Consider the following 19,000-nt stretch of genomic DNA (forward strand, 5'->3'; position numbering starts at 1 on the left):
CTGAGACACCAACTGTCGGCGATGTCCTGAGACTCAACATCCGGCAAGAACCGGCACCACCACTCACGAGCCGCCCCCGCTCACTTCACCGCTCGTCGCAATGCCCGGGCCAGGTCACCCCGCTCCCCCACCGTCACGCCGTCCAGTCCCTGCCATTCCGCCATCGTCCGCAGTTCTCCGGCCAGTTCCGCTGCCACTCGCGGCTGGTCGACACCGGGTTCGGCGAACGCGCCCTGCACGCGCAGCACCCCGGCCGCCCGGTCGGATTTCAGGTCCACTCGTGCGGACAGCGCGCCGTCCAGCAGGAACGGGAACACGTAATACCCGTACTCCCGCTTCGGTTCCGGCACGTAAATCTCGATGCGGTACCGGAATCCGAACAACCGCTCCGTCCGCGCGCGTTCCCAGATCAGCGGGTCGAACGGGCACAGCAAAGCCCGTCCGGACACTGCCCGCGGCGTCCGCGCGTCGGCGTGCCGGTACGCGACCGCGCGCCAATCGGCCACCTGGACCGGCTCCAGGACGCCTTCCTCGACCAGCTCCTGGACAGCTTGCCGAGAGACGTCCGGGCCAAGGCGGTAGTAGTCGCGCAGATCGGTTTCCGTCGCCACGCCCAGTGCCCGCGCCGAACGGTCGATCAGGCCGCGGGCACCCTCCTCCGCGGAAACCTTGCGGGACAGGATCTCCGGCGGCACGACTCGCTCCGTCAGGTCGTACAGCCGCTCGAAGGACCGCCGCGTTCCGGTGCTCAGCTGGCCGACGCCGAACAGGTACTCGCACGCCTTCTTCACCACCGAGCGTTCCCACCACGCCCCCGGCCCGCGCCGGACCGCCTCGGTCTCCAGTTCCTTCTCGATCGCTCCGGCGCCGATCGGGCCGTGTTCCTTGACGACCGCCAGCACGTCGTCGAGCAGGCCGGGCATCGTGTCGACCACCTTGGTGTAGTTCCGCCACCAGCCGTCCCGCTTCGCGCCGGACCGCAGCAGCGGCCAGTCTTCGATCGGCAGCAGGCTCGCCTCGTGCGCCCACGACTCGACCAGCAGCCGCGGCCGTCGGGCGCGGTGGCTCCACGCGGCGTCGTCGACCAGCGCGGGATCGTACGCGCCCAAGCGCGAGAACAGCGGCATGTAGTGCGCGCGCACGGCGACGTTGACCGAGTCCAGCTGCAGCAACTGGACCCGCGACAGCACCTTGGCGAGGTGCCGCCGGGTCGGGTCGGAGGCGGGCCGCGGGTCGGCGAACCCCTGCGCGGCCAGAGCGGTGCGGCGGGCGGCGGAAAGGCTGATCGTCTGCATGATTCCGCCATGGTGCCAGCCACCCCCGACAGTTTCGGTACATTGCCCGCGTGAGTGCCGCCGAAGTCCGCCCCGCGAACCCGTCCGACGCCGCGGAGATCGCCCGCATCCAGCGGCTGACCTGGCGGGCCGCCTACGCCGGCCTGCTGGGCGACGAAGCCATCGACGAACTCGACAAGGCCGACCTCGAAGGCACCTGGGCGGAGACGATCGAGTACCCCGGCTCCCGCGTCTACCTGGCCGCCGAGGGCTCGTTCACGGTCGGCTACTGCGTCGCGGGCCCGGCCCCGCAGGACGAAGCCGCCGCGGCCGACGGGTCAGCGCCCGAGGACGCGCCCGGCCTGATCGCGTCGCTGGTGGTCGAGCCGCGCTGGGGCCGTCGCGGGCACGCCGGGCGGCTGCTCGCGACCGCCGCCGCCGACCTGCGCGCGAACGGGCTCAGCCGCGGCATCACCTGGGTCGCGCAGTCCGACCACGCGACGCTCGGCTTCTACCGCCGCGCCGGCTGGTCTCCCGACGGCACCGTCCGCACCCTCGACACCGGCCGCGGCACGCTGCGCGAGGTCCGGCTCACCGGCACCCTGGAACTGGAACTCACACACTGACCGGCTCTTCGCGCTTCGCGAAGACGACCCAGCGCATCACCGAGTACATGAACACGCCCTCGCACGCCCCGGCGATCAGCCGCGACAGGTGGTACTCGACGCCCAGCGCGGCCAATCCAGCGCCCAGCCCGAGCAAAAACGCCAGGTAGTTCACCGCGATCGCCACCACGTACAGCACGGCCTGGCGGCCCATCGGCGCGTGCGAACGGAAGTTGAGCGCGCGGTTCAGCACGAAACTCAACCCGAACGCGACCACGTACGCGACGCTGATCGACAGCCACACCGGCCACTTCAACCCGCCGTGAAACAGCGTCAGCAGCAGAAGATCGACACCGAAGGTGAAGCCGTTGATCACCGCGAAACCGAGGAAACTCGGCGCGACGATCCGCGGCAACCCGAACGGCAGCACGCGCACGACGGCGGCGCACAACCCGGCGAAACGGTCGGCGATCGGCACCTCAGGCACGGGTTCGAGAGTGGCAGCAGAAGGTGTCCGAGACCGGTCGGCCAGGTGATCTTCTGGGGTTGGCTCCCGGGGAAAGAGTGGGGTTAACCCCCGTGATCTTTTCGTGATGGCTGATAGCTTGGAGTGAGCACGGACACGGAGGGGGTGGCGCGATGGGATGGGTGCTCATCACCCTCGGCGTCGCCTTCGGCTCGGCGATCGTGCCGCTGATCAACGCCGAACTCTTCGTCATCGGCCTCTGTGCGAGCCAGCCCGGCGTGCACTGGCTGTGGCTGGGCGGCGCGGTCGCGGTCGGGCAGATCGCCGGGAAACTGCTGTACTACCTGGCCGCACGCGGCTCGATCCGGCTCCCGAAATTCCTCCACGACCGGCTGCACCGCGAACGCCCGATGACGCCGCGCCGGGTCCGCTGGCAGCTGCGCACCAAGGTGATCCGCGGCAAGATCGAAGCGCTGCGCGAACGCTGCCAGCGCCATCCGCACTGGATGACCGGCACCTACGGGGTCAGCTCGCTCGTCGGGCTGCCCCCGTTCATGGCGACGAGCGTGCTCGCCGGGATGGTCCGGATGCGGCTGACGACGTTCCTCGCCGCGGGCCTCGCCGGGCGGTGGGTGCGGTTCAGCCTGCTGGCGGCTTCGCCCGCGATGTTCGCCGGCTGGCTGCAGTAAGCGACTAGACGTACGTGAGGGGCACCCTGCGGGAATCTGATTCCCTCAGGGTGCCCCTCACGAACATCAGCGGGAGCGCGGTACCAGCGCTACTTCCGTTCCGCCGCTTCCAGTTCGATCGCCTTGCGCATGGTCGCCCGCGCCCGCCGCCGGTCGCCCGCGATGTCGTACGCGTACGCCAGCCGGTACCAGGGCCGCCAGTTTTCCTGGTCCGCCTCGACTTCCGCGCGGCGTTCGTCGAACCACGCGTCCGCGGCGTCGCGGTCCACGCGGCCGGACGGGCGGCGCGGCAGGTCCGACACGTCCGGCAGGCCGCCCTCGGCGTCCAATCGCCGCGACAGCCGCTGGATCTGCATGCCGGAGCGCCACGTCACCACGACGATCCACACGCCCAGCAGCGGCAGCAGGAACACGCCGATGCCCAGCGCGATCCCGGCCGGCGTCCCGGTCTGCAGCAGCGCCACGGCCCGGTCCGCCAGCAGGACGAGGTACACCACGAGCGCCGCCGTCATCAGCAGCGCGAAATTGCGAGCTTTCACAGGTCGAGCACGTTCTCCAGGCCGACCGTCAGGCCGGGACGCGACACCACCGAGCGCACGCCGAGCAGGACGCCGGGCATGAACGACGTCCGGTCCAGCGAATCGTGCCGGATGGTCAGGGTTTCGCCCTCGCCGCCGAACAGGATCTCCTCGTGCGCCACCAGGCCCGGCAGCCGGACCGAGTGCACGTGGACGTCCTCGACGGAGGCGCCGCGGGCACCGTCCAATTCGGACGTGGTGGCGTCCGAGCCGGGAGTGACCCCGGCCTCGGCCCGCGCGGCGGCGATCATCCGCGCGGTGTGCGCGGCGGTGCCGGACGGGGCGTCGGCCTTGCGGTTGTGGTGCAGTTCGATGATCTCGGCCGAGGCGTAGAACTTCGCCGCCTGCGCCGCGAACCGCATCGCCAGCACCGCGCCCAGCGCGAAGTTCGGCGCGATCAGCACGCCCACCGACGGCTTGTCCGCCAGCAGCCCGCGCAGTTCGGCCAGCCGCTCCTCGCTGAAGCCGGTGGTGCCGACGACCGCGTGCAGGTCGTGCGCGATCAGCCAGCGCAGGTTGTCCATCACCGCGTCCGGATGCGTGAAGTCCACGACCACCTGGGCTTTTTCCAGCGCGGCGAAATCGTCGCCCGCGTCCAGCGCGGCCACCAGTTCCTGGTCCGCGGCGCCTTCCACGGCTTTCACCACGGTGGCGCCCATGCGGCCGCGTGCGCCCAGCACGCCGACGCGGATCGGGGACTCGGTCATGACGCGATCACCTCGTGCAGATCGTCCGGCAGGTCGTCGGCGTGAGCGTACGGCCCCACCACCGCCGCGGACGACACCCCGCCGGGGCGCCGCAGCAGAGTGCGAGCGAGCGCACACACGTCCTCGGTCGTGACCGCGTCGATCCGCGCGATCGTGTCGTCCACGCCCAGGTACCGGGCGTAGTTCAGCTCGTTCTTGCCGATCCGGGACATCCGCGACGACGTGTCCTCCAGGCCCAGCACGAGCCCGCCGCGCAGCTGCCCCTTGGCGCGCGCGACCTCGGCGTCGGACAGCCCGTCCGCGGCGACCGAATCGAGCACCTCGCGGATCACCCCGGCGACCTGGCCGAGACGCTCCGGCTGGCAGCCCGCGTACACCGACATGTGTCCGAGGTCGGCGTAGCTCGCCACCGACGAATACACCTGGTACGCCAGGCCTCGCCGCTCGCGGATTTCCTGGAACAGCCGCGAACTCATGCCGCCGCCGAGCGCCGCGTTGAGCACCGACAGGGTGAACCGGCGCTCGTCGTGCCGCGGCAGCGCGCGGAAGCCGAGCATCACGTGCGCCTGCTCGGTGTCGTCCGGGTGCAGCGCCAGCTTCGGCACCGTCTTCAGCCGCGCACGGCCGGACCGCGGCGCCACCGGCGTCGCCGTGCCGCCCAGACGGTCCTTCAGCGCGCGCTTGACCAGCCGCAAAACCTGGCCGTGTTCGACGTTCCCGGCGACCGCGAGCACCATCCGCGGCAGGGTGTAGCGACGGCGGTAGAAGCCGCGCAGCGCGACCGGCGACATCTCGGTGATGGACTTTTCCGTGCCCAGCACCGGACGGCCCAGCGGGTGGTCGCCGAGGATCGCGCTGACGAACTCCTCGTGCAGCAGGTCTTCCGGGTCGTCGTCGCGCATCGCGATCTCTTCGAGGACGACGCTGCGCTCCATGTCCATGTCGCGATCGGTGCACTGCGCTTCGAAGACCACGTCGGTGACGAGGTCGAGCGCCAGCGGCAGATCCGCGTCCAGGACCTGGGCGTAGTAGCAGGTGTGCTCTTTCGCGGTGAAGGCGTTGAATTCGCCGCCGACCGCGTCGATCTCCTCCGCGATCTGGGTGGCGTCGCGGTGGGCGGTTCCCTTGAACAGCAAGTGTTCCAGGTAATGCGCCGCGCCCGCGACCGGCGACGGCTCGTCCCGCGAACCGACCCCGACCCACAGCCCGACCGTCGCCGACCGGGAGGCGGGGACGTGCTCGGTGATCACCCGCAGACCGCCGGGAAGGACGCTCCGCTTGACGACCGCACCGTCCGAAGTGGACTCGAGCGTACGGGTGGTGCCGACGGGCTGCTCGTGCCCGGAAACCTGCCGTGCCAATGGATTCCTTTGCTCACGTGCATCGAGGGCCTCCCACCCGGGCTCGTGAGTGGCTATGCCGGTTAGAACCGGCATAGCCACTCACGAGCCACCTCGGGTCAGGAGGCCCTCATGGAACTGCGGGTGNACCTCGGGTCAGGAGGCCCTCATGGAACTGCGGGTGCCTTACTTGGCTTCGGCCTTCTCCGCCTCCGCGTCGCCCTCAGCGGGCTTCGCCGCCTCTTCTTCCTTGACGACGATCAGGCTGATCTTGCCGCGGTTGTCGATGTCGGCGATCTCGACGCGGATCTTGTCGCCGACGTTCACCACGTCTTCGACCTTCGCGATCCGCTTGCCGTTGCCCAGCTTCGAGATGTGCACGAGGCCGTCCTTGCCCGGCAGCAGCGAGACGAACGCGCCGAACGCGGCAGTCTTCACCACGGTGCCCAGGAAGCGCTCGCCGACCTTCGGCAGCTGCGGGTTGGCGATGGCGTTGATCTTGCCGATCGCCGCCTCCGCCGACGGGCCGTCGGCCGCGCCCACGTAGATCGTGCCGTCGTCCTCGATCGAGATGTCGGCGCCGGTCTCCTCGGTGATCGAGTTGATCATCTTGCCCTTCGGCCCGATGACCTCGCCGATCTTGTCGACCGGGATCTTCACCGACGTGACGCGCGGGGCGTACGGGCTCATCTCGTCCGGGCCGTCGATCGCCTCGGCGATGACTTCCAGGATGGTGAGGCGAGCGTCCTTCGCCTGCTTCAGCGCGGCCGCGAGCACCTCGGACGGGATCCCGTCCAGCTTGGTGTCCAGCTGCAGCGCGGTGATGATGTCCTTCGTGCCGGCGACCTTGAAGTCCATGTCGCCCAGCGCGTCCTCGGCGCCGAGGATGTCGGTGAGCGCGACGTAACGCGTCTCGCCGTCGACCTCGTCGGACACCAGGCCCATGGCGATGCCCGCGACCGGAGCCTTCAGCGGCACGCCGGCGTTGAACAGGCCCATGGTGGACGCGCAGACCGAGCCCATCGAGGTGGAGCCGTTGGAGCCCAGCGCCTCGGAGACCTGGCGGATCGCGTACGGGAACTCGTCCCGCTTCGGCAGCACCGGGACCAGGGCGCGCTCGGCGAGCATGCCGTGGCCGATCTCGCGCCGCTTCGGCGAACCGACGCGGCCGGTCTCGCCGGTGGAGAACGGCGGGAAGTTGTAGTGGTGCAGGTAGCGCTTCGTCGTCTCCGGGGACAGCGAGTCGATCTGCTGCTCCATGCGGAGCATGTTCAGCGTGGTGATGCCCAGGATCTGGGTCTCGCCGCGCTCGAACAGCGCCGAACCATGCGCCCGCGGGACCACGGCGACCTCGGCCGAGAGCTGGCGGATGTCGGTCAGGCCGCGGCCGTCCATCCGGATCTTCTCGGTGAGGACGCGGGTGCGCATGATCTTCTTGGTCAGCGCCTTGAACGCACCGCCGACCTCCTTGTCGCGGCCCTCGAAGGCCTCGCCCTCGCCGAGGCCGAGCTTCTCCAGGACGGCGGCCTTGACCTCGTCGGTCGCGGCGTCGCGCTCCTGCTTGCCGGCGATCTGCAGCGCCTTGGCGAGCTCGTCGGACGCGATCGCGGCGACGGCCTCGTAGATGTCCGGCTGGTAGGCCGGGTACAGCGGGAACTCGCCGGTCGGCTTCGCGGCGTCGGCGGCCAGGCGCTGCTGCGCCTCGCACAGCACGCGGATGAACGGCTTCGCGGCCTCGAGGCCCTGCGCGACGGTGGTCTCGTCGGGCGCGGTGCCGCCGTCGGCGATCAGGTCGAGCGTGTGCTCGGTGCCCTCGGCCTCGACCATCATGATCGCGACGTCGTCGCCCACGATGCGGCCGGCGACCACCATGTTGAAGGTGGCCTTCTCGAGCTGCGGCCAGGTCGGGAAGGCGACCCACTGGCCCTCGATCAGCGCGACGCGCACGCCGCCGACCGGGCCGGAGAACGGCAGGCCGGCGATCTGGGTGGAGGCCGACGCGGCGTTGATCGCCAGCACGTCGTACGGGTCGTCCGGGTTGAGGCTCTGGACGGTGATGACGACCTGGATCTCGTTGCGGAGGCCGTCGGCGAAGGACGGGCGCAGCGGGCGGTCGATCAGGCGGGCGGTGAGGATCGCGTCGGTCGACGGGCGGCCCTCGCGGCGGAAGAACGCGCCCGGGATGCGGCCGGCGGCGTACATCCGCTCCTCGACGTCCACGGTCAGCGGGAAGAAGTCGAAGTGCTCCTTCGGGTGCTTCGACGCCGTGGTCGCCGACAGCAGCATGGTCTCTTCGTCCAGGTACGCGACGACGGCGCCGGCGGCCTGCTTGGCGAGCCGGCCGGTCTCGAACCGGACGGTGCGGGTGCCGAACCGGCCGTTGTCCAGAACGGCTTCGGTCTCGAACACGGTGACTCCGGTGGAGTCGGTCATATGGTCAATCTCCTCTTTGGTTCCTTCGTACGGCGAGAGTCTCCCACTGTGGGACCCGGTTCGCCCGAGGACGCTCGAGGAGGTGTGAGGCCGGTCTTCGATCGAAGCCCCCGGGTCCGTTGCCCGGGAACCACTACCGAGGACCGGCGAGATCGTTCCTCCAGCGCGCTCGCGCCGTGTGGGGGGGTGTGCTTGCGGCGAGGGGGAGCGGCCGAAGCCGCTCCCCCTCGTCAGCACGCTATCGGCGCAGGCCGAGACGCTTGATCAGGTCCCGGTACCGCGCCACGTCCACCTTTTCCGTGTAGTTCAGCAGCCGGCGGCGACGGCCGACCAGCAGCAGGAGACCGCGACGGGAGTGGTGGTCGTGCTTGTGGGTCTTCAGGTGTTCGGTGAGGCCGATGATCCGCTTGGTGAGCAGCGCGACCTGGGCCTCGGGGGATCCGGTGTCCGAGTCGTGCAGCCCGTACTCGGCGAGGATCGTCTTCTTCTCATCGGTGGACAGCGCCACTGGTGGTGCTCCTTGTGCATCTAGTGCCGTGAGGCCCGCACCGCGCCACGCGGCCGGGTGAGACGGTCACGGCCGCCACGGACTGCAGCCGGACCCGATTGCGAGGTTACCAGCCGGTTGAACTGCGGCTTCAGCCGCGTGCGGCTAGCTGGGCAGCGTCGGCTCGCGGCCGGCTCCCGCGCGGCGCAGCGGCCAGGACCGCAGCGTGCGGTACGGGCTGCCGCCGCCCATCAGCTCGACCCGGTCCGCGGTCCAGGCCCGGCCGCGGAAGCCGGCGAGGTGTTCCGTCCACGCCGTCGGCGGCCGCGTGCGGGAGCATCGCGCCAGCGTCAGGTGCGGCCGGTACGGGCGTTGTTCGCCGGAGCCCATGGTCGCGGCCGCGGCGAGATCGGCGAGGTCCTCCCCCGCCGCTCCCAACCACAGCACTCCCGGGAATGTTCCCGAACCGGCGAGCCGGACGTCAACGGATTTTCGGCCGTCCAGTGCCCGGTCGAGGAAGGCGGCGCATCCGGCGGGGTCCGCCTCGCCGTAAAAGGCCAGCGTGATGTGCCAGCCGGCCGGATCGGACCAGCGCAGCAGCCGGTCCCGTCCGCCGAGCGCGTCGGCGATTTCCGCCGCGACGTCGGCGGGCGGGCGCAGCGCGGCGAACAGCTGCATCGGCTACTGGCCCGAGGCTCCCGCGCGGCGGAGCAGGTCGGCGATCGCCGGGAAGTCCTCGTCGAGCAGCTTCGCCGCCTCGGCCAGGTTCTCGTCCTCGGCGACGTCCCGGATGCCCGCGAGCACGATCTTCTCGTCCGAGTTGACCGGGATGTTGTCGCGGCCGACGGTGGGCCGCGAATCGCGCACGTCCTCGAGCGCGGCCTGCATCGCGTCGCGGTCGCCCGCGGCGACCTCGGGCACCAGGATCTTGCGCTCGAGCATGATCATCCTGGCCAGCACGACCGGATTGCCGATCTTCGCCCGCCGCCCGCTCATCACCTGGCTCAGCATCGGCGCGCTGATCCCCAGCACCTCGGCCAGGAACGCCTGCGACACGTCGAAGGCCACGACCAGCCTGCGCACCCGATCGCCCAGCGGCTCCCCGTACCACTCCCGCTGCAGCGCGATGTTCCGCTGGACGATCTTGTGGTCCTCCACCTAGCTCCGCTCCCCTAGCGCTGTCGTCCCCGCGGCCCGGTGCTGCCGGCCCACTTCGCTTCCCCGGCCCGGCGCCGCCGGCCCATCTTGCCACTCCGGGCGTCCCCCGCGGGCCGGAACGCCCGATTCGCCCCGCAACCGGCCTGTCCCGGGACCGGGTCCGCTCAGCTGTCCGAGCCGAGCGCTTCCCTGGTCCGGGCCACGTCCTCGTCGATCTTCCGCACGAGATCGGCCGGCGCGCCGAACCGCGCCTGATCCCGCAACCGGGTGACGAAGTCCAGCGCGACGTGCTGGCCGTAGAAGTCCTCGTCGACGTCCAGCACGAACGCCTCGACGGTGCGCTCGCGCCCGGAGAACGTCGGGTTCGTGCCGACCGACACCGCCGCGCGCAGCCGCCGGTCCGGATCGGACAGCCGGGTGAACCAGGCCGTGTAGACGCCGTCCGCGGGCACGGCGGCGAAGCGCGCGGTGGACAGGTTGGCCGTCGGGTAGCCGAGGTCGTGGCCCCGTCCGTCGCCGCGCACGACGATGCCTTCCAGCCGGTGCGGGCGGCCGAGCGCGTCGGCCGCGGCCACCACGTCGCCCGCGTCGATGCACGAGCGCACGTACGTCGAGGAGAAGGTGATGTCGTTGGCGCCGCGGTCGTCGTCGAGCGAACGGCCCTGCAGCTCCGCGCCGTAGGCGACGAACCCGAAGCGGCGGCCGAGTTCGCGCAGCAGCGCGACGTTGCCCGCGGCCTTGGCCCCGAAGGTGAAGTTGTCGCCGACCAGCACCGCGGCCGCGTGCAGCCGGTCGACCAGCACCTCGTGCACGAACTCGTGCGGGCTGAGCCGGGACAGCTCGAGGGTGAAGGGCAGCACGCAGAACACGTCCACGCCGAGCCCCTCGACCAGCTGGGCCTTGCGCCGCAGGGTCGTCAGCTGCGCGGGATGGCTGCCCGGCCGCAGCACCTCGGACGGATGCGGGTCGAAGGTGAGCACCACGCTGGGCACGCCGCGTTCGGCGGCCGTCGCGACGGTGCGCTTGATCAGTTCCTGGTGCCCGCGGTGCACGCCGTCGAACACGCCGATGGTGACCACGCACCGTCCCCAGCCGCCCGGGAGGTCCCCGAGCCCACGCCACCGCTGCACTGTTGTCAACTCTCCCCGAGCGAGGTGCCTTTGCCTCCCACCCTATGCGGGCAGGAGGACCACCACCGAACGGGTCACTCCCTCGGTGTCGGAGGCCAGCGCGAGCACGTGGCCGTCCGGCGCGAAAAGGCCGTACGTGCCGGTGATCCCGGCGGCCGGGATGCGCCTGCCGTACTGGACTGCCTTGGCGGTGGCGGCGTCGAGATCGCGGCGCGGGAACGCGGCGGCGACGGCGGCGTCGAGGTCCAGCGACAGTTCCGGTTTCTCTTCGAGCTGGTCGAGCGTGCGCGCGCGGGCGAGCGTGAACGGCCCGACTGTGGTGCGGCGCAAGGCTTTCAGGTGCCCGCCAACGCCGAGCCCGGCGCCGAGATCGCGAGCGAGCGCGCGGACGTAGGTGCCGGACGAGCATTCGACGATCGCGTCGAGCTCGATCCGGTCGTCCTCGCGGCGGAGACCGAGAACGTCGAACCGGTGCACGGTTACCGGCCGCGGCGGGAGGACGACGTCCTCGCCCGCGCGCACCCGGGCGTAGGCGCGCTTGCCGTCGATCTTGACCGCGGAGACGGCGCTGGGCACCTGCTGGATGTCCCCGGTCAGCGCGGCGATCCCGTCGCCGATCTGCTCGTCGGTGACAGCGGCCAGGGTTTCCGGCGCGGCCTCGGCGCCGAGCGGTTCGCCTTCGGCGTCGTCGGTGGTGGTGGACCGGCCGAGCGACAGGGTGGCGAGATAGGTCTTGCGGTCGAGCGCGAGGTGGCCGAGCAGTTTGGTGGCACGCTCGATGCCGAGCACCAGCACCCCGGTCGCCATCGGGTCGAGCGTGCCGGCGTGGCCGACCTTGCGGGTGCCCATGATCCGCCGCGCCCGCGCGACCACGTCGTGCGACGTCATGCCCGCCGGTTTGTCGACGATGAGCAGTCCGGGAGGAGGGGCGGGACGACGCGGTTCTTTCGGGCGAGACACGGCGGAAACCCTACCTAGACCGGATTCCGCGGCTGGCGCCCGGTTCTGGGCGGGGGTGCGGGGTGGTGGGGGGCTGGAGAGGGGTTGGGTTCGGGGCTGGTCCGGGCGGTTGGTCGGCTGGGCGGGCGGTTCGGGCGGATGGTCCGGGCAAGTGCACTGGGCGGGCGACCGGCTCGGGCGGACGGTCCGGGCGAGCGCCCTGAGCGGTCGACCAGCCCCAGCGAATGGGCCCGGCAAGTGCACTGGGCGGGCGACCAGCTTGGGCGGGGATCCGGGCAAGTGTCCTGGGCAATCGACCTGGTCTGGGGAACCGACCGGGCGAGCGCTCCAGGCTGCCGATCTGCGCAACCGGTCAGGCGAGCGTCCCGGCCGACCGCCCTGGACGAGCGGCTGCCTGGGGCGGGCACCTCCAGCGAGTTACCTGGGCACCTGAGCAGGGCGACTGGCTCGGGCGGCCGCCCCGGACGACATGCCCAGGGCAGTCGAACCGGGTCGGCGCGGGTGGCTCAGGCGGCGGCCACGGCCTCTTCCGGGGCGCGGTCCCAGCGGTGCCGCCGGATGCGGACCGGGACCTCTTCGCCTCGGGCTTCCGCGGCGAATACGTGGGCGCGGGCCCGGCGCCACCACACGAGCATTCGCGAAGCGCCCAGAGCCAGCATGGCCACGACGACCAGCAGCGCGATCCGGAAGTTGCCGCCGGTTGCCTGGAGGAGGATGCCGATCAGCAGGGCGGTCACCGTGGTCGCCAGGAAGCCGCCGACGTTCACCACTCCGGTCGCGGTTCCGACGCGGGACAGCGGGTTGTAGTCGCGGGCGATGGCGAAGCCGATCATCGACGCCGGGCCGCCCAGGGTGAGGAAGGCGAATGCGGGGACGAGGACGCCTACCGGGATGTGGCCGTTCCAGCCGAGCAGCACCGCCCACACGATCGCCGCTCCGGCGAGGTAGCCGATGACCAGCGGCACTCGCAGCACTGGGGCGCGGCCGATCACCGCGCCCAGGAGCGGGCCGCCTGCCATGGAGCCGAATACGAAGACGGTGAGCAGCGCGCTGGCGGTCGCCGCAGGCAAACCTTCGCCCTGCACCAGGAAAGGCACGCCCCACAACAGGGTCAGCACGTTCGGCGCGAACATCGTCGAGAAGTGCACCCAGAAACCCAGCCGGGTGCCGGGAGTCCGCCAGGCCAGTTTGACCTGCCTGCCGAGTTCCGCCGGGCGCACGGGTTCGCGCTTGCGTTCCGGTACGCCTTCGGGGGTGTCGCGGACGCGCAGCGCGACCGGCACCGCATAGAGCACCGTCACCGCGCCGACGGCGAGGAAGGTGACTGTCCATCCTGGACCGTCGAGGAGCAGGGTGAGCGGGACGGTCGCGGCGAGGTTTCCGATGTAGCCGACGCAGGAGGTGAAGGACGCGAGCAGTGCGTACCGGTGCGCCGGGAAGTGCGCCGCGACGAGGCGCAGGACGCTGACGAAGGTGAGCGCGTCGCCGAGGCCGAGGACGCCGCGGGCCACCAGGCCGAGTGCGTAGGTGTCGGCGACGCCGAGCAGCAGCTGCCCGGAGCCGAGGATCAGGACGGCGGCGGTGAGCACGCGGCGCGGGCCGTAGCGGTCGACCAGCACGCCGGTCGGGATCTGCATGGCCGCGTACACGCCGACCTGCAGGACGGTGAAGATGCCGAGCGCGGCGGACCCGACGCCGAAGCGTTCGGCCGCCTTCAGCCCGGCGACGCCGAACGAAGTGCGGTGGAAAACGGCGAGCAGGTACACCGTGACCGCGGTGAGCCAGATGAGCCAGGACCGGACAGGGGCGCGGCCGGCGGGCGTCAAGAGTTCCTCCAGTAAGCAGGCGAGCGTCGGACTAGGAGGACGACGACGCTGCCGCCTCGATAGTTGTATCGCCTCAGCAACCTCGAGACATAGCCGTGACCGGGGTGTGCTTCACCACAGATCCGCTTCGCCCCGGATGCCGACGACTGTTTCGCCGCCGACCCACACGTCGTCGCCGTCCCGTTCGACGTGCACCCGCCCGCGCCTGCCGAGCCGCGTTCCCTGCGCCGCGACGTACGACTCGGGCGCGATGCCGTCGCCGATCAGCCACTGGCCGAGCGCCGCGTTGAGGCTGCCGGTGACCGGGTCCTCGACGGTGTCGCTGAACGCGCGGACCTCGAAGGCCGTGTCGGATCCGGCCGGCTGCGCACCGGCGACGCCCACCTTGAACTCGCCGAGCGCGGCGAAGTCCGGCTCGATGGCGAGGACGGTCGCCGCGTCGCGCAGCAGCAGCGCGACCCAGCCGGGGCCGTTGTCCGCCCAGCGCCCGTCGAGGACGTCGGCGTCGCCGAGGTGCAGACCGCGCTTCACCGCGACGAGGTCAGCCTCGTCCACCGGACCGCCGCGGCGCAGCGGAGGCGCGGCGAACGCCAGCCGGTCGCCGTCGCGGCGCACCCGGACCAGCCCGGCCCCGCATTCCTGCACGAGGTGCCCGGCTTTCGGCTCTCCCCCGGCGGCCAGCCACGCCCGCGCCGACCCGAGCGTCGGATGCCCGGCGAAGGGCAGCTCGCCGTGCGGCGTGAAGATCCGCACACGGTAGTCGGCGGCCGGGTCGGAAGGCTCCAGCAGGAACGTGGTCTCGCTGAGGTTCGTCCAGCGGGCGAACGCCGCCATCCGCTCGTCGGACAGCCCGTCCGCGTCGTGCACGACAGCGAGCGCGTTGCCTCGGGTGAGCTCGTCGGTGAAGACGTCGACCTGGGTGAACTTCGGCATGCGCCCACCCTCGCATCCGCCGGGCGCCGGCGGCGAGCGGGTTTCGCCGTTATGCCATCACGCCTCCCGCACCGCGCCGACCACGGCCCACCGCCCGGACCGCCATCGCGCCACCACGGCCGCCAGCCGGAACACCATGAACAGCGACAACCCGCTCCAGATCCCGCTCAGCCCCCAGCCCAGCGCCAGCGACAGCCAGATCAGCGGCAGGAACCCGAGCCCGGCGCTGACGAGCGTGGCGGTGCGGAGGAAGGCGGCGTCACCCGCGCCGAGGAGGACCCCGTCGAGCGCGAACACCACGCCCGCGATCGGTTGCAGGGCCACGAAGAACCACCAGGCGTGCGGGATTTCGCCGAGCACTCCCGGATCGGACGTGAACGCGTGCGGCAGGACACTCCACAACGCCGCGAACAGCACGCCGAGGAAACAGCCGAAAATCAAGCCGTATCCGGTGATCTGCGTGGCCACCCCGCGCGCCTGCCGCGCCGCTCCCGCGCCGAGCGCCGCGCCGACGAGCGATTGCGCGGCGATCGCGACCGAATCGAGCACCAGGGACAGGAACGTCCAGAGCTGCAGGACCACCTGGTGCGCCCCGACCGCCTCGGTCGAGGTGCGCGCGGCCACCGCGGCAGCGGACACAAAGCACGCCTGGAACGCGAAACTGCGCAGCACCAGGTCCCGGCCGAGACCCAGTTGTGCCCGCATCACCGGGAAATCCGGCCGCAGCGGCACCTTTTCCCGCACCAGCGCGGCGACGAACATCGACGCGGACACGACCTGCGCGACGACGTTCGCGATCGCCGACCCCTCCAGCCCGAGATCGGCGACATACACCAGCACCGGGCACAGAACGGCGGAGATTCCGTTGCCCGCCAGCACATAGCGCAGCGGACGCGTGGCGTCCTGCACGCCGCGCATCCAGCCGTTGCCCGCCATCGTGACGAGGATCAGCGGCGCGCCGAACAACGCGATCCGCAGCCACGACACGGCCGCCGCGGCGATCTCGTCGCTGCCCGAAAGCGCGCGGGCGATCGGCCCGGCCAGCAGTTGCCCCGCGACCAGCAGCACCAGCCCGACCAGCACGCCCAGCCAAGTGGCCTGCACGCCTTCGCGGACCGCGTCGGCGCGCCTGCCCGCGCCGTGCAGCCGCGCGGTCCGCGACGTGGTGCCGTACGACAGGAAGGTGAGCTGCGTGGAGACCTGCGACAACACCACGCCGCCCAGCGCGAGGCCGGCGAGCGGCAACGCCCCGAGATGGCCGACGACGGCGGTGTCGACCAGCACGTAGAGCGGCTCGGCGGCGAGCACGCCGAGCGCGGGCACGGCGAGGCCGAACACTCGGCGGGGCGGGATGCGGTCACCGCTTACGGCGGTGGTCGTGGCGTTTTCGGACACGGGAGGAGAGTAACTACCGGCACCGACAATTCCGGCGGCCCGGACCGCGAGGGCGACCGGATGCGGGCAAGCGGGACCCGAGATTCGCTTATCGGGCAAGGGAATCTAGGACAGGCGGGCGTCCTCTGTGGCGTGCTCCGGCACGGGCGGCTGTCTCAGCTGCGGCCGGGCAGCAGGATTTTCGCGCCACCTCGTGCAGTACGATTGAATTGGAGACGATCTCCGCTTGCCGACGGGAGGGCAGCGCATGACCGCGGGCAAGCCGCTGCGGGCCGACGCCCAGCGCAACCGCGACCTCCTGGTCGCCAAAGCGCGCGAGATCTTCGACGCGGGCGAGTTCTTCGACCTGCGCTTCGACGACTTCGCCAGCCTGGCCGGGGTGGGCACCGGCACGCTGTACCGCCACTTCCCCACCAGGGAGGCGCTGGCCGAGGCGGTCTACCACGGGGAAGTCGCCGCGCTGTGCGACCGCGCCCGCGAGTTGCAAGCCACGCTGCCCGCGGCGGAGGCGCTGGCGACGTTCCTGCGCGGCATGGTCGACCACATCGACGCCCACGCCGGCCTGGCCCGGACGCTGGCCACGCTCATGGCCGACCGCTCGAACGCACTGGCCGGGGGCAGCCAGGCGCTGGAGGAGGCCGTCACCGACCTGGTGGCCGCTGCCGTGCAAGACGGTGCCGTTCGCGACGACGTGGATGCCGGTGCCGTGATGATGGCTCTGCACGGCATCGGCGCGGCCCACGACCGTCCCCGGTGGCGGGCCGAGGCCGACGACGTCATCACCCTCGTGCTGGACGGCCTGCGCCGACCAAGCTGACCAGGCCGCGTCTTCCGCGAGCGCCGGACCCAGTCAGCAGTACGACACGGGTCCAGCGAAGCTTCCGGACGCGGCTGCGCTGATGCTGCCGTCGAACTCGCCCAGCCCGGTTCAGGAAGCCCGCAACAGCGGCGCCCGTCCCAACGCCTTCCGCAGCCGGTCCAGCACCTCCTCCGCCGGACCTTCCGCCGTGCACCCCGCCGCCATCCGGTGCCCTCCCCCGCCGAACTCCGCGGCGGCCGCGGACACGTCGATGTCGCCGGCCGAGCGCAGCGAGACCGTCCACACTGGACCCGGCCCGGCCTCCTTAAGCACCGCCGCGACACCGGCCTCCCGCGTCGCGCGCACCACGTCGATCACCGACTCCACCTCTTCGAGCCGCACCGTCGCCGCGGCGGCGGCGCGCACCACCGTGTGGGCGAAGCCGAATCCTTGCGCCCCTTCGGGTTCCAGCCGGGCCTCGGACAGAACCGTCGACAGCATCGGCAGCCACGCGAACGGGTGATCATCGACGATGCGGCGGGCCACCTCGCCCGGGTCGGCCCCGGCTTCCAGGAGACGGGCGGCGATCCGGTGCGTCTCGGGGCTCGCCCGGCGGAAGCCGCTCGTATCGGTGACCACCCCGGCATACAGGCAGCGCGCGGCGGCCGCGTCCAGTTCGACCCCCATCGCCTCGACGATCCGCGTGACCAGGATTGCCGTCGCTTCGGCGGTGTCGTCCACGACGTGATGGGTGCCGTAGCGCGCGTTGGTCGCGTGGTGGTCGACGACCAGGACCGAACCGCCCGCGTCGCGGACCGCGGCGACCCGCGGGGCGAGCCTGCCCAGGCGGGCCAGGGTCGGGGTGTCCAACGCGACCAGCAGACCGTCCGTCGGCGGGAGGGCGCCGACGGGAGTGATCAGGCCGTCGACGTCCAGCCACGCCAGTGTTTCCGGGGCCTCGTCCGGCTCGCCGAAGGCGACTCGCACGTTCGCGCCGCGGCGATGCAGCACGTGGCCGAGGGCCAGCGCGCTGCCGAGGGCGTCCGCGTCGGGGCGCACGTGGCCGAGCAGCGTCACGTCGGTGGCCCCGGCCAGCAGTGCGGCGGCGGCCTCGATGTCCTGTACCAGGGAAGCTGTCACGAAGTGTCACGCTACGCTCTGCGGGATGCCTGAGTACGTGATCCTCGTTCTGCCTTCCGCCAACCGCGTGTACGCCGCCTCGTCGCCGGCGCTGCTGCGCGCCGAACTGGCGGCCTTCGGCGCCGGTCTGTCCGCCGAGGTGTCGGCGATCGAAGAGATCGAACTCGGCGGGGTCGGGTACGTGAAATTCGCTTGCGCGGCCCCGCTCGGCGAGCGCGACCTGGCGCTGCTGTCGAACCTGTCCTCGCTGTACGCCCTGTTCGAACTGGGCGACGGCGTGCTGCGGCCGGTCGCCGTGCACCCGCTGGCGAAGGCGGACTCCGACCTGCTGACCATCCAGAAGTACCCGGGCAAGACCAACGAGCAGTTCACGAAACTGCTGCTCAACCTCACCCTGCTGGCGACCTCGCGGCCCGCGGACTGGCCGGACCGCGAACTGCACGTGCTCGACCCGCTGTGCGGGCGCGGGACGACGCTGAACCAGGCCGTGATGTACGGCTTCGACGCCACCGGCCTCGACGTCGACGCGCGCGATTTCGAGGCGTACGAACAGTTCGTGAAGACGTGGCTGCGCACGAAGCGCGTGAAGCACACCGCGGAATCCGGGCAGCTGCGCCGCAACAAGGTCCGCCTCGGCCGCCGGCTGGACATCGAGTACGCGTTCGACAAGGACGACTACAAGTCCGGCCGCACCCGCCGGCTCAGCTACCTGAACGCGGACACGCTGACCACCGACGAGGTCCTCCGCCCGGCGTCGGTGGACTTGATCGTGACCGACGCGCCGTACGGCGTGCAGCACGGCAGCCACCGCGAGACCGGTCTGGCGCGCAGCCCGCGCGACCTCCTCGCGGCGGCGATCCCGGTGTGGAACCGCGTGCTCCGGCCGGGCGGGGCCATCGGGATCTCGTGGAACACGCATGTACTGCCGCGCGAGGAACTGGTGGCGATCCTGGAACGGGCGGGGCTGGCGGTGCGGTCCGGCGGGCCGTACGAGGAGCTGGCGCACCGGGTGGACCAGGCGATCGTGCGGGACCTTGTGGTGGCGGGAAAACCGGCCTGAATCGATCGCGGAATAGCGTT

Annotated in this window: 19 protein-coding genes; 4 read left to right on the top strand and 15 right to left on the bottom strand. The window is 71.4% G+C overall.

Features of this window, described 5'->3' with window-relative positions; translation table 11 throughout:
• Positions 1-80: 80 nt before the first annotated feature.
• On the bottom strand, positions 81-1,295 hold the full coding sequence (locus EIZ45_RS44950) for a winged helix-turn-helix domain-containing protein (protein ID WP_134670186.1): 1,215 nt from the start codon (positions 1,293-1,295) through the stop codon (positions 81-83).
• 50 nt (positions 1,296-1,345) lie between these two features.
• Here EIZ45_RS44950 and EIZ45_RS44955 point away from each other — a divergent pair, with 50 nt between their 5' ends.
• Positions 1,346-1,900, top strand: a complete 555-nt coding sequence (locus tag EIZ45_RS44955; protein ID WP_037812502.1) for a GNAT family N-acetyltransferase — start codon at positions 1,346-1,348, stop codon at positions 1,898-1,900.
• Here the strand turns inward: EIZ45_RS44955 and EIZ45_RS44960 are convergent.
• Positions 1,890-2,366 carry a GtrA family protein gene (locus EIZ45_RS44960; RefSeq protein ID WP_167756727.1) on the bottom strand — a complete coding sequence of 159 codons (477 nt, stop codon included), beginning with the start codon at positions 2,364-2,366 and terminating at the stop codon, positions 1,890-1,892. The genes EIZ45_RS44955 and EIZ45_RS44960 overlap by 11 nt on opposite strands.
• Before the next feature lie 152 nt (positions 2,367-2,518).
• Between EIZ45_RS44960 and EIZ45_RS44965 the strand changes: the two genes are divergently transcribed.
• Positions 2,519-3,034 carry a hypothetical protein gene (locus tag EIZ45_RS44965; RefSeq protein ID WP_134670184.1) on the top strand — a complete coding sequence of 172 codons (516 nt, stop codon included), beginning with the start codon at positions 2,519-2,521 and terminating at the stop codon, positions 3,032-3,034.
• A gap of 89 nt (positions 3,035-3,123) precedes the next feature.
• On the opposite strand, the gene EIZ45_RS44970 is transcribed toward EIZ45_RS44965, so the two are convergent.
• The 12 genes from EIZ45_RS44970 to EIZ45_RS45025 all read right to left on the bottom strand — a co-directional run bounded on the left by EIZ45_RS44970 (position 3,124) and on the right by EIZ45_RS45025 (position 15,981).
• Positions 3,124-3,573, bottom strand: coding sequence for a tetratricopeptide repeat protein (locus tag EIZ45_RS44970; RefSeq protein ID WP_167756728.1), 450 nt, complete (start codon positions 3,571-3,573; stop codon positions 3,124-3,126).
• Positions 3,570-4,319 carry a 4-hydroxy-tetrahydrodipicolinate reductase gene (gene dapB, locus EIZ45_RS44975; protein WP_134670182.1) on the bottom strand — a complete coding sequence of 250 codons (750 nt, stop codon included), beginning with the start codon at positions 4,317-4,319 and terminating at the stop codon, positions 3,570-3,572. The genes EIZ45_RS44970 and dapB overlap by 4 nt, the downstream gene beginning before the upstream one ends.
• On the bottom strand, positions 4,316-5,680 hold the full coding sequence (locus EIZ45_RS44980) for a pitrilysin family protein (RefSeq protein WP_037717895.1): 1,365 nt from the start codon (positions 5,678-5,680) through the stop codon (positions 4,316-4,318). Before EIZ45_RS44980 ends, dapB begins: the two co-directional genes overlap by 4 nt.
• A gap of 165 nt (positions 5,681-5,845) precedes the next feature.
• Positions 5,846-8,092: a polyribonucleotide nucleotidyltransferase gene (locus EIZ45_RS44985; RefSeq protein WP_043827022.1), complete on the bottom strand. Its 2,247-nt coding sequence runs from the start codon at positions 8,090-8,092 to the stop codon at positions 5,846-5,848.
• A gap of 238 nt (positions 8,093-8,330) precedes the next feature.
• On the bottom strand, positions 8,331-8,600 hold the full coding sequence (gene rpsO, locus EIZ45_RS44990; protein WP_037812514.1) for a 30S ribosomal protein S15: 270 nt from the start codon (positions 8,598-8,600) through the stop codon (positions 8,331-8,333).
• Between the two features lie 144 nt (positions 8,601-8,744).
• Positions 8,745-9,257, bottom strand: coding sequence for an RNA 2',3'-cyclic phosphodiesterase (thpR, locus tag EIZ45_RS44995; protein WP_134670180.1), 513 nt, complete (start codon positions 9,255-9,257; stop codon positions 8,745-8,747).
• Between the two features lie 3 nt (positions 9,258-9,260).
• Positions 9,261-9,737, bottom strand: a complete 477-nt coding sequence (locus EIZ45_RS45000) for a helix-turn-helix transcriptional regulator (RefSeq protein WP_043827020.1) — start codon at positions 9,735-9,737, stop codon at positions 9,261-9,263.
• 164 nt (positions 9,738-9,901) lie between these two features.
• On the bottom strand, positions 9,902-10,867 hold the full coding sequence (locus EIZ45_RS45005) for a bifunctional riboflavin kinase/FAD synthetase (RefSeq protein WP_078870440.1): 966 nt from the start codon (positions 10,865-10,867) through the stop codon (positions 9,902-9,904).
• A 42-nt stretch (positions 10,868-10,909) separates the two neighbouring features.
• Positions 10,910-11,827 (bottom strand): tRNA pseudouridine(55) synthase TruB, encoded by a 918-nt coding sequence (gene truB / locus EIZ45_RS45010; protein WP_134670177.1) that lies wholly within the window; start codon positions 11,825-11,827, stop codon positions 10,910-10,912.
• A gap of 506 nt (positions 11,828-12,333) precedes the next feature.
• Positions 12,334-13,653, bottom strand: a complete 1,320-nt coding sequence (locus tag EIZ45_RS45015; RefSeq protein WP_134670175.1) for a nitrate/nitrite transporter — start codon at positions 13,651-13,653, stop codon at positions 12,334-12,336.
• Between the two features lie 111 nt (positions 13,654-13,764).
• Positions 13,765-14,586, bottom strand: coding sequence for a PhzF family phenazine biosynthesis protein (locus EIZ45_RS45020; RefSeq protein WP_134670173.1), 822 nt, complete (start codon positions 14,584-14,586; stop codon positions 13,765-13,767).
• A gap of 57 nt (positions 14,587-14,643) precedes the next feature.
• Positions 14,644-15,981, bottom strand: coding sequence for an MATE family efflux transporter (locus tag EIZ45_RS45025; RefSeq protein WP_037812524.1), 1,338 nt, complete (start codon positions 15,979-15,981; stop codon positions 14,644-14,646).
• Positions 15,982-16,228: 247 nt separating this feature from the next.
• Here EIZ45_RS45025 and EIZ45_RS45030 point away from each other — a divergent pair, with 247 nt between their 5' ends.
• On the top strand, positions 16,229-16,798 hold the full coding sequence (locus EIZ45_RS45030; protein WP_134670170.1) for a TetR/AcrR family transcriptional regulator: 570 nt from the start codon (positions 16,229-16,231) through the stop codon (positions 16,796-16,798).
• Positions 16,799-16,909: 111 nt separating this feature from the next.
• On the opposite strand, the gene EIZ45_RS45035 is transcribed toward EIZ45_RS45030, so the two are convergent.
• On the bottom strand, positions 16,910-17,920 hold the full coding sequence (locus tag EIZ45_RS45035; protein WP_134670168.1) for a bifunctional oligoribonuclease/PAP phosphatase NrnA: 1,011 nt from the start codon (positions 17,918-17,920) through the stop codon (positions 16,910-16,912).
• Between the two features lie 25 nt (positions 17,921-17,945).
• On the opposite strand from EIZ45_RS45035, the gene EIZ45_RS45040 reads away from it, so the two are divergent.
• Positions 17,946-18,980 (top strand): TRM11 family methyltransferase, encoded by a 1,035-nt coding sequence (locus EIZ45_RS45040; RefSeq protein ID WP_205670323.1) that lies wholly within the window; start codon positions 17,946-17,948, stop codon positions 18,978-18,980.
• The last annotated feature ends 20 nt before the right edge of the window (positions 18,981-19,000 follow it).

It is taken from the genome of Amycolatopsis sp. CFH S0740, from assembly GCF_004522315.1.
GTDB lineage: Bacteria > Actinomycetota > Actinomycetes > Mycobacteriales > Pseudonocardiaceae > Amycolatopsis > Amycolatopsis nivea.

Bases quoted from the DNA above. Each gene is read 5' to 3' on its own strand.
- EIZ45_RS44965 (WP_134670184.1), top strand. From the start codon at position 2,519: ATGGGATGGGTGCTCATCACCCTCGGCGTCGCCTTCGGCTCGGCGATC.
- EIZ45_RS45030 (WP_134670170.1), top strand. From the start codon at position 16,229: ATGACCGCGGGCAAGCCGCTGCGGGCCGACGCCCAGCGCAACCGCGAC.
- thpR (WP_134670180.1), bottom strand. From the start codon at position 9,257: ATGCAGCTGTTCGCCGCGCTGCGCCCGCCCGCCGACGTCGCGGCGGAA.
- EIZ45_RS44985 (WP_043827022.1), bottom strand. From the start codon at position 8,092: ATGACCGACTCCACCGGAGTCACCGTGTTCGAGACCGAAGCCGTTCTG.
- EIZ45_RS45020 (WP_134670173.1), bottom strand. From the start codon at position 14,586: ATGCCGAAGTTCACCCAGGTCGACGTCTTCACCGACGAGCTCACCCGA.
- dapB (WP_134670182.1), bottom strand. From the start codon at position 4,319: ATGACCGAGTCCCCGATCCGCGTCGGCGTGCTGGGCGCACGCGGCCGC.
- EIZ45_RS44950 (WP_134670186.1), bottom strand. From the start codon at position 1,295: ATGCAGACGATCAGCCTTTCCGCCGCCCGCCGCACCGCTCTGGCCGCG.
- EIZ45_RS45040 (WP_205670323.1), top strand. From the start codon at position 17,946: ATGCCTGAGTACGTGATCCTCGTTCTGCCTTCCGCCAACCGCGTGTAC.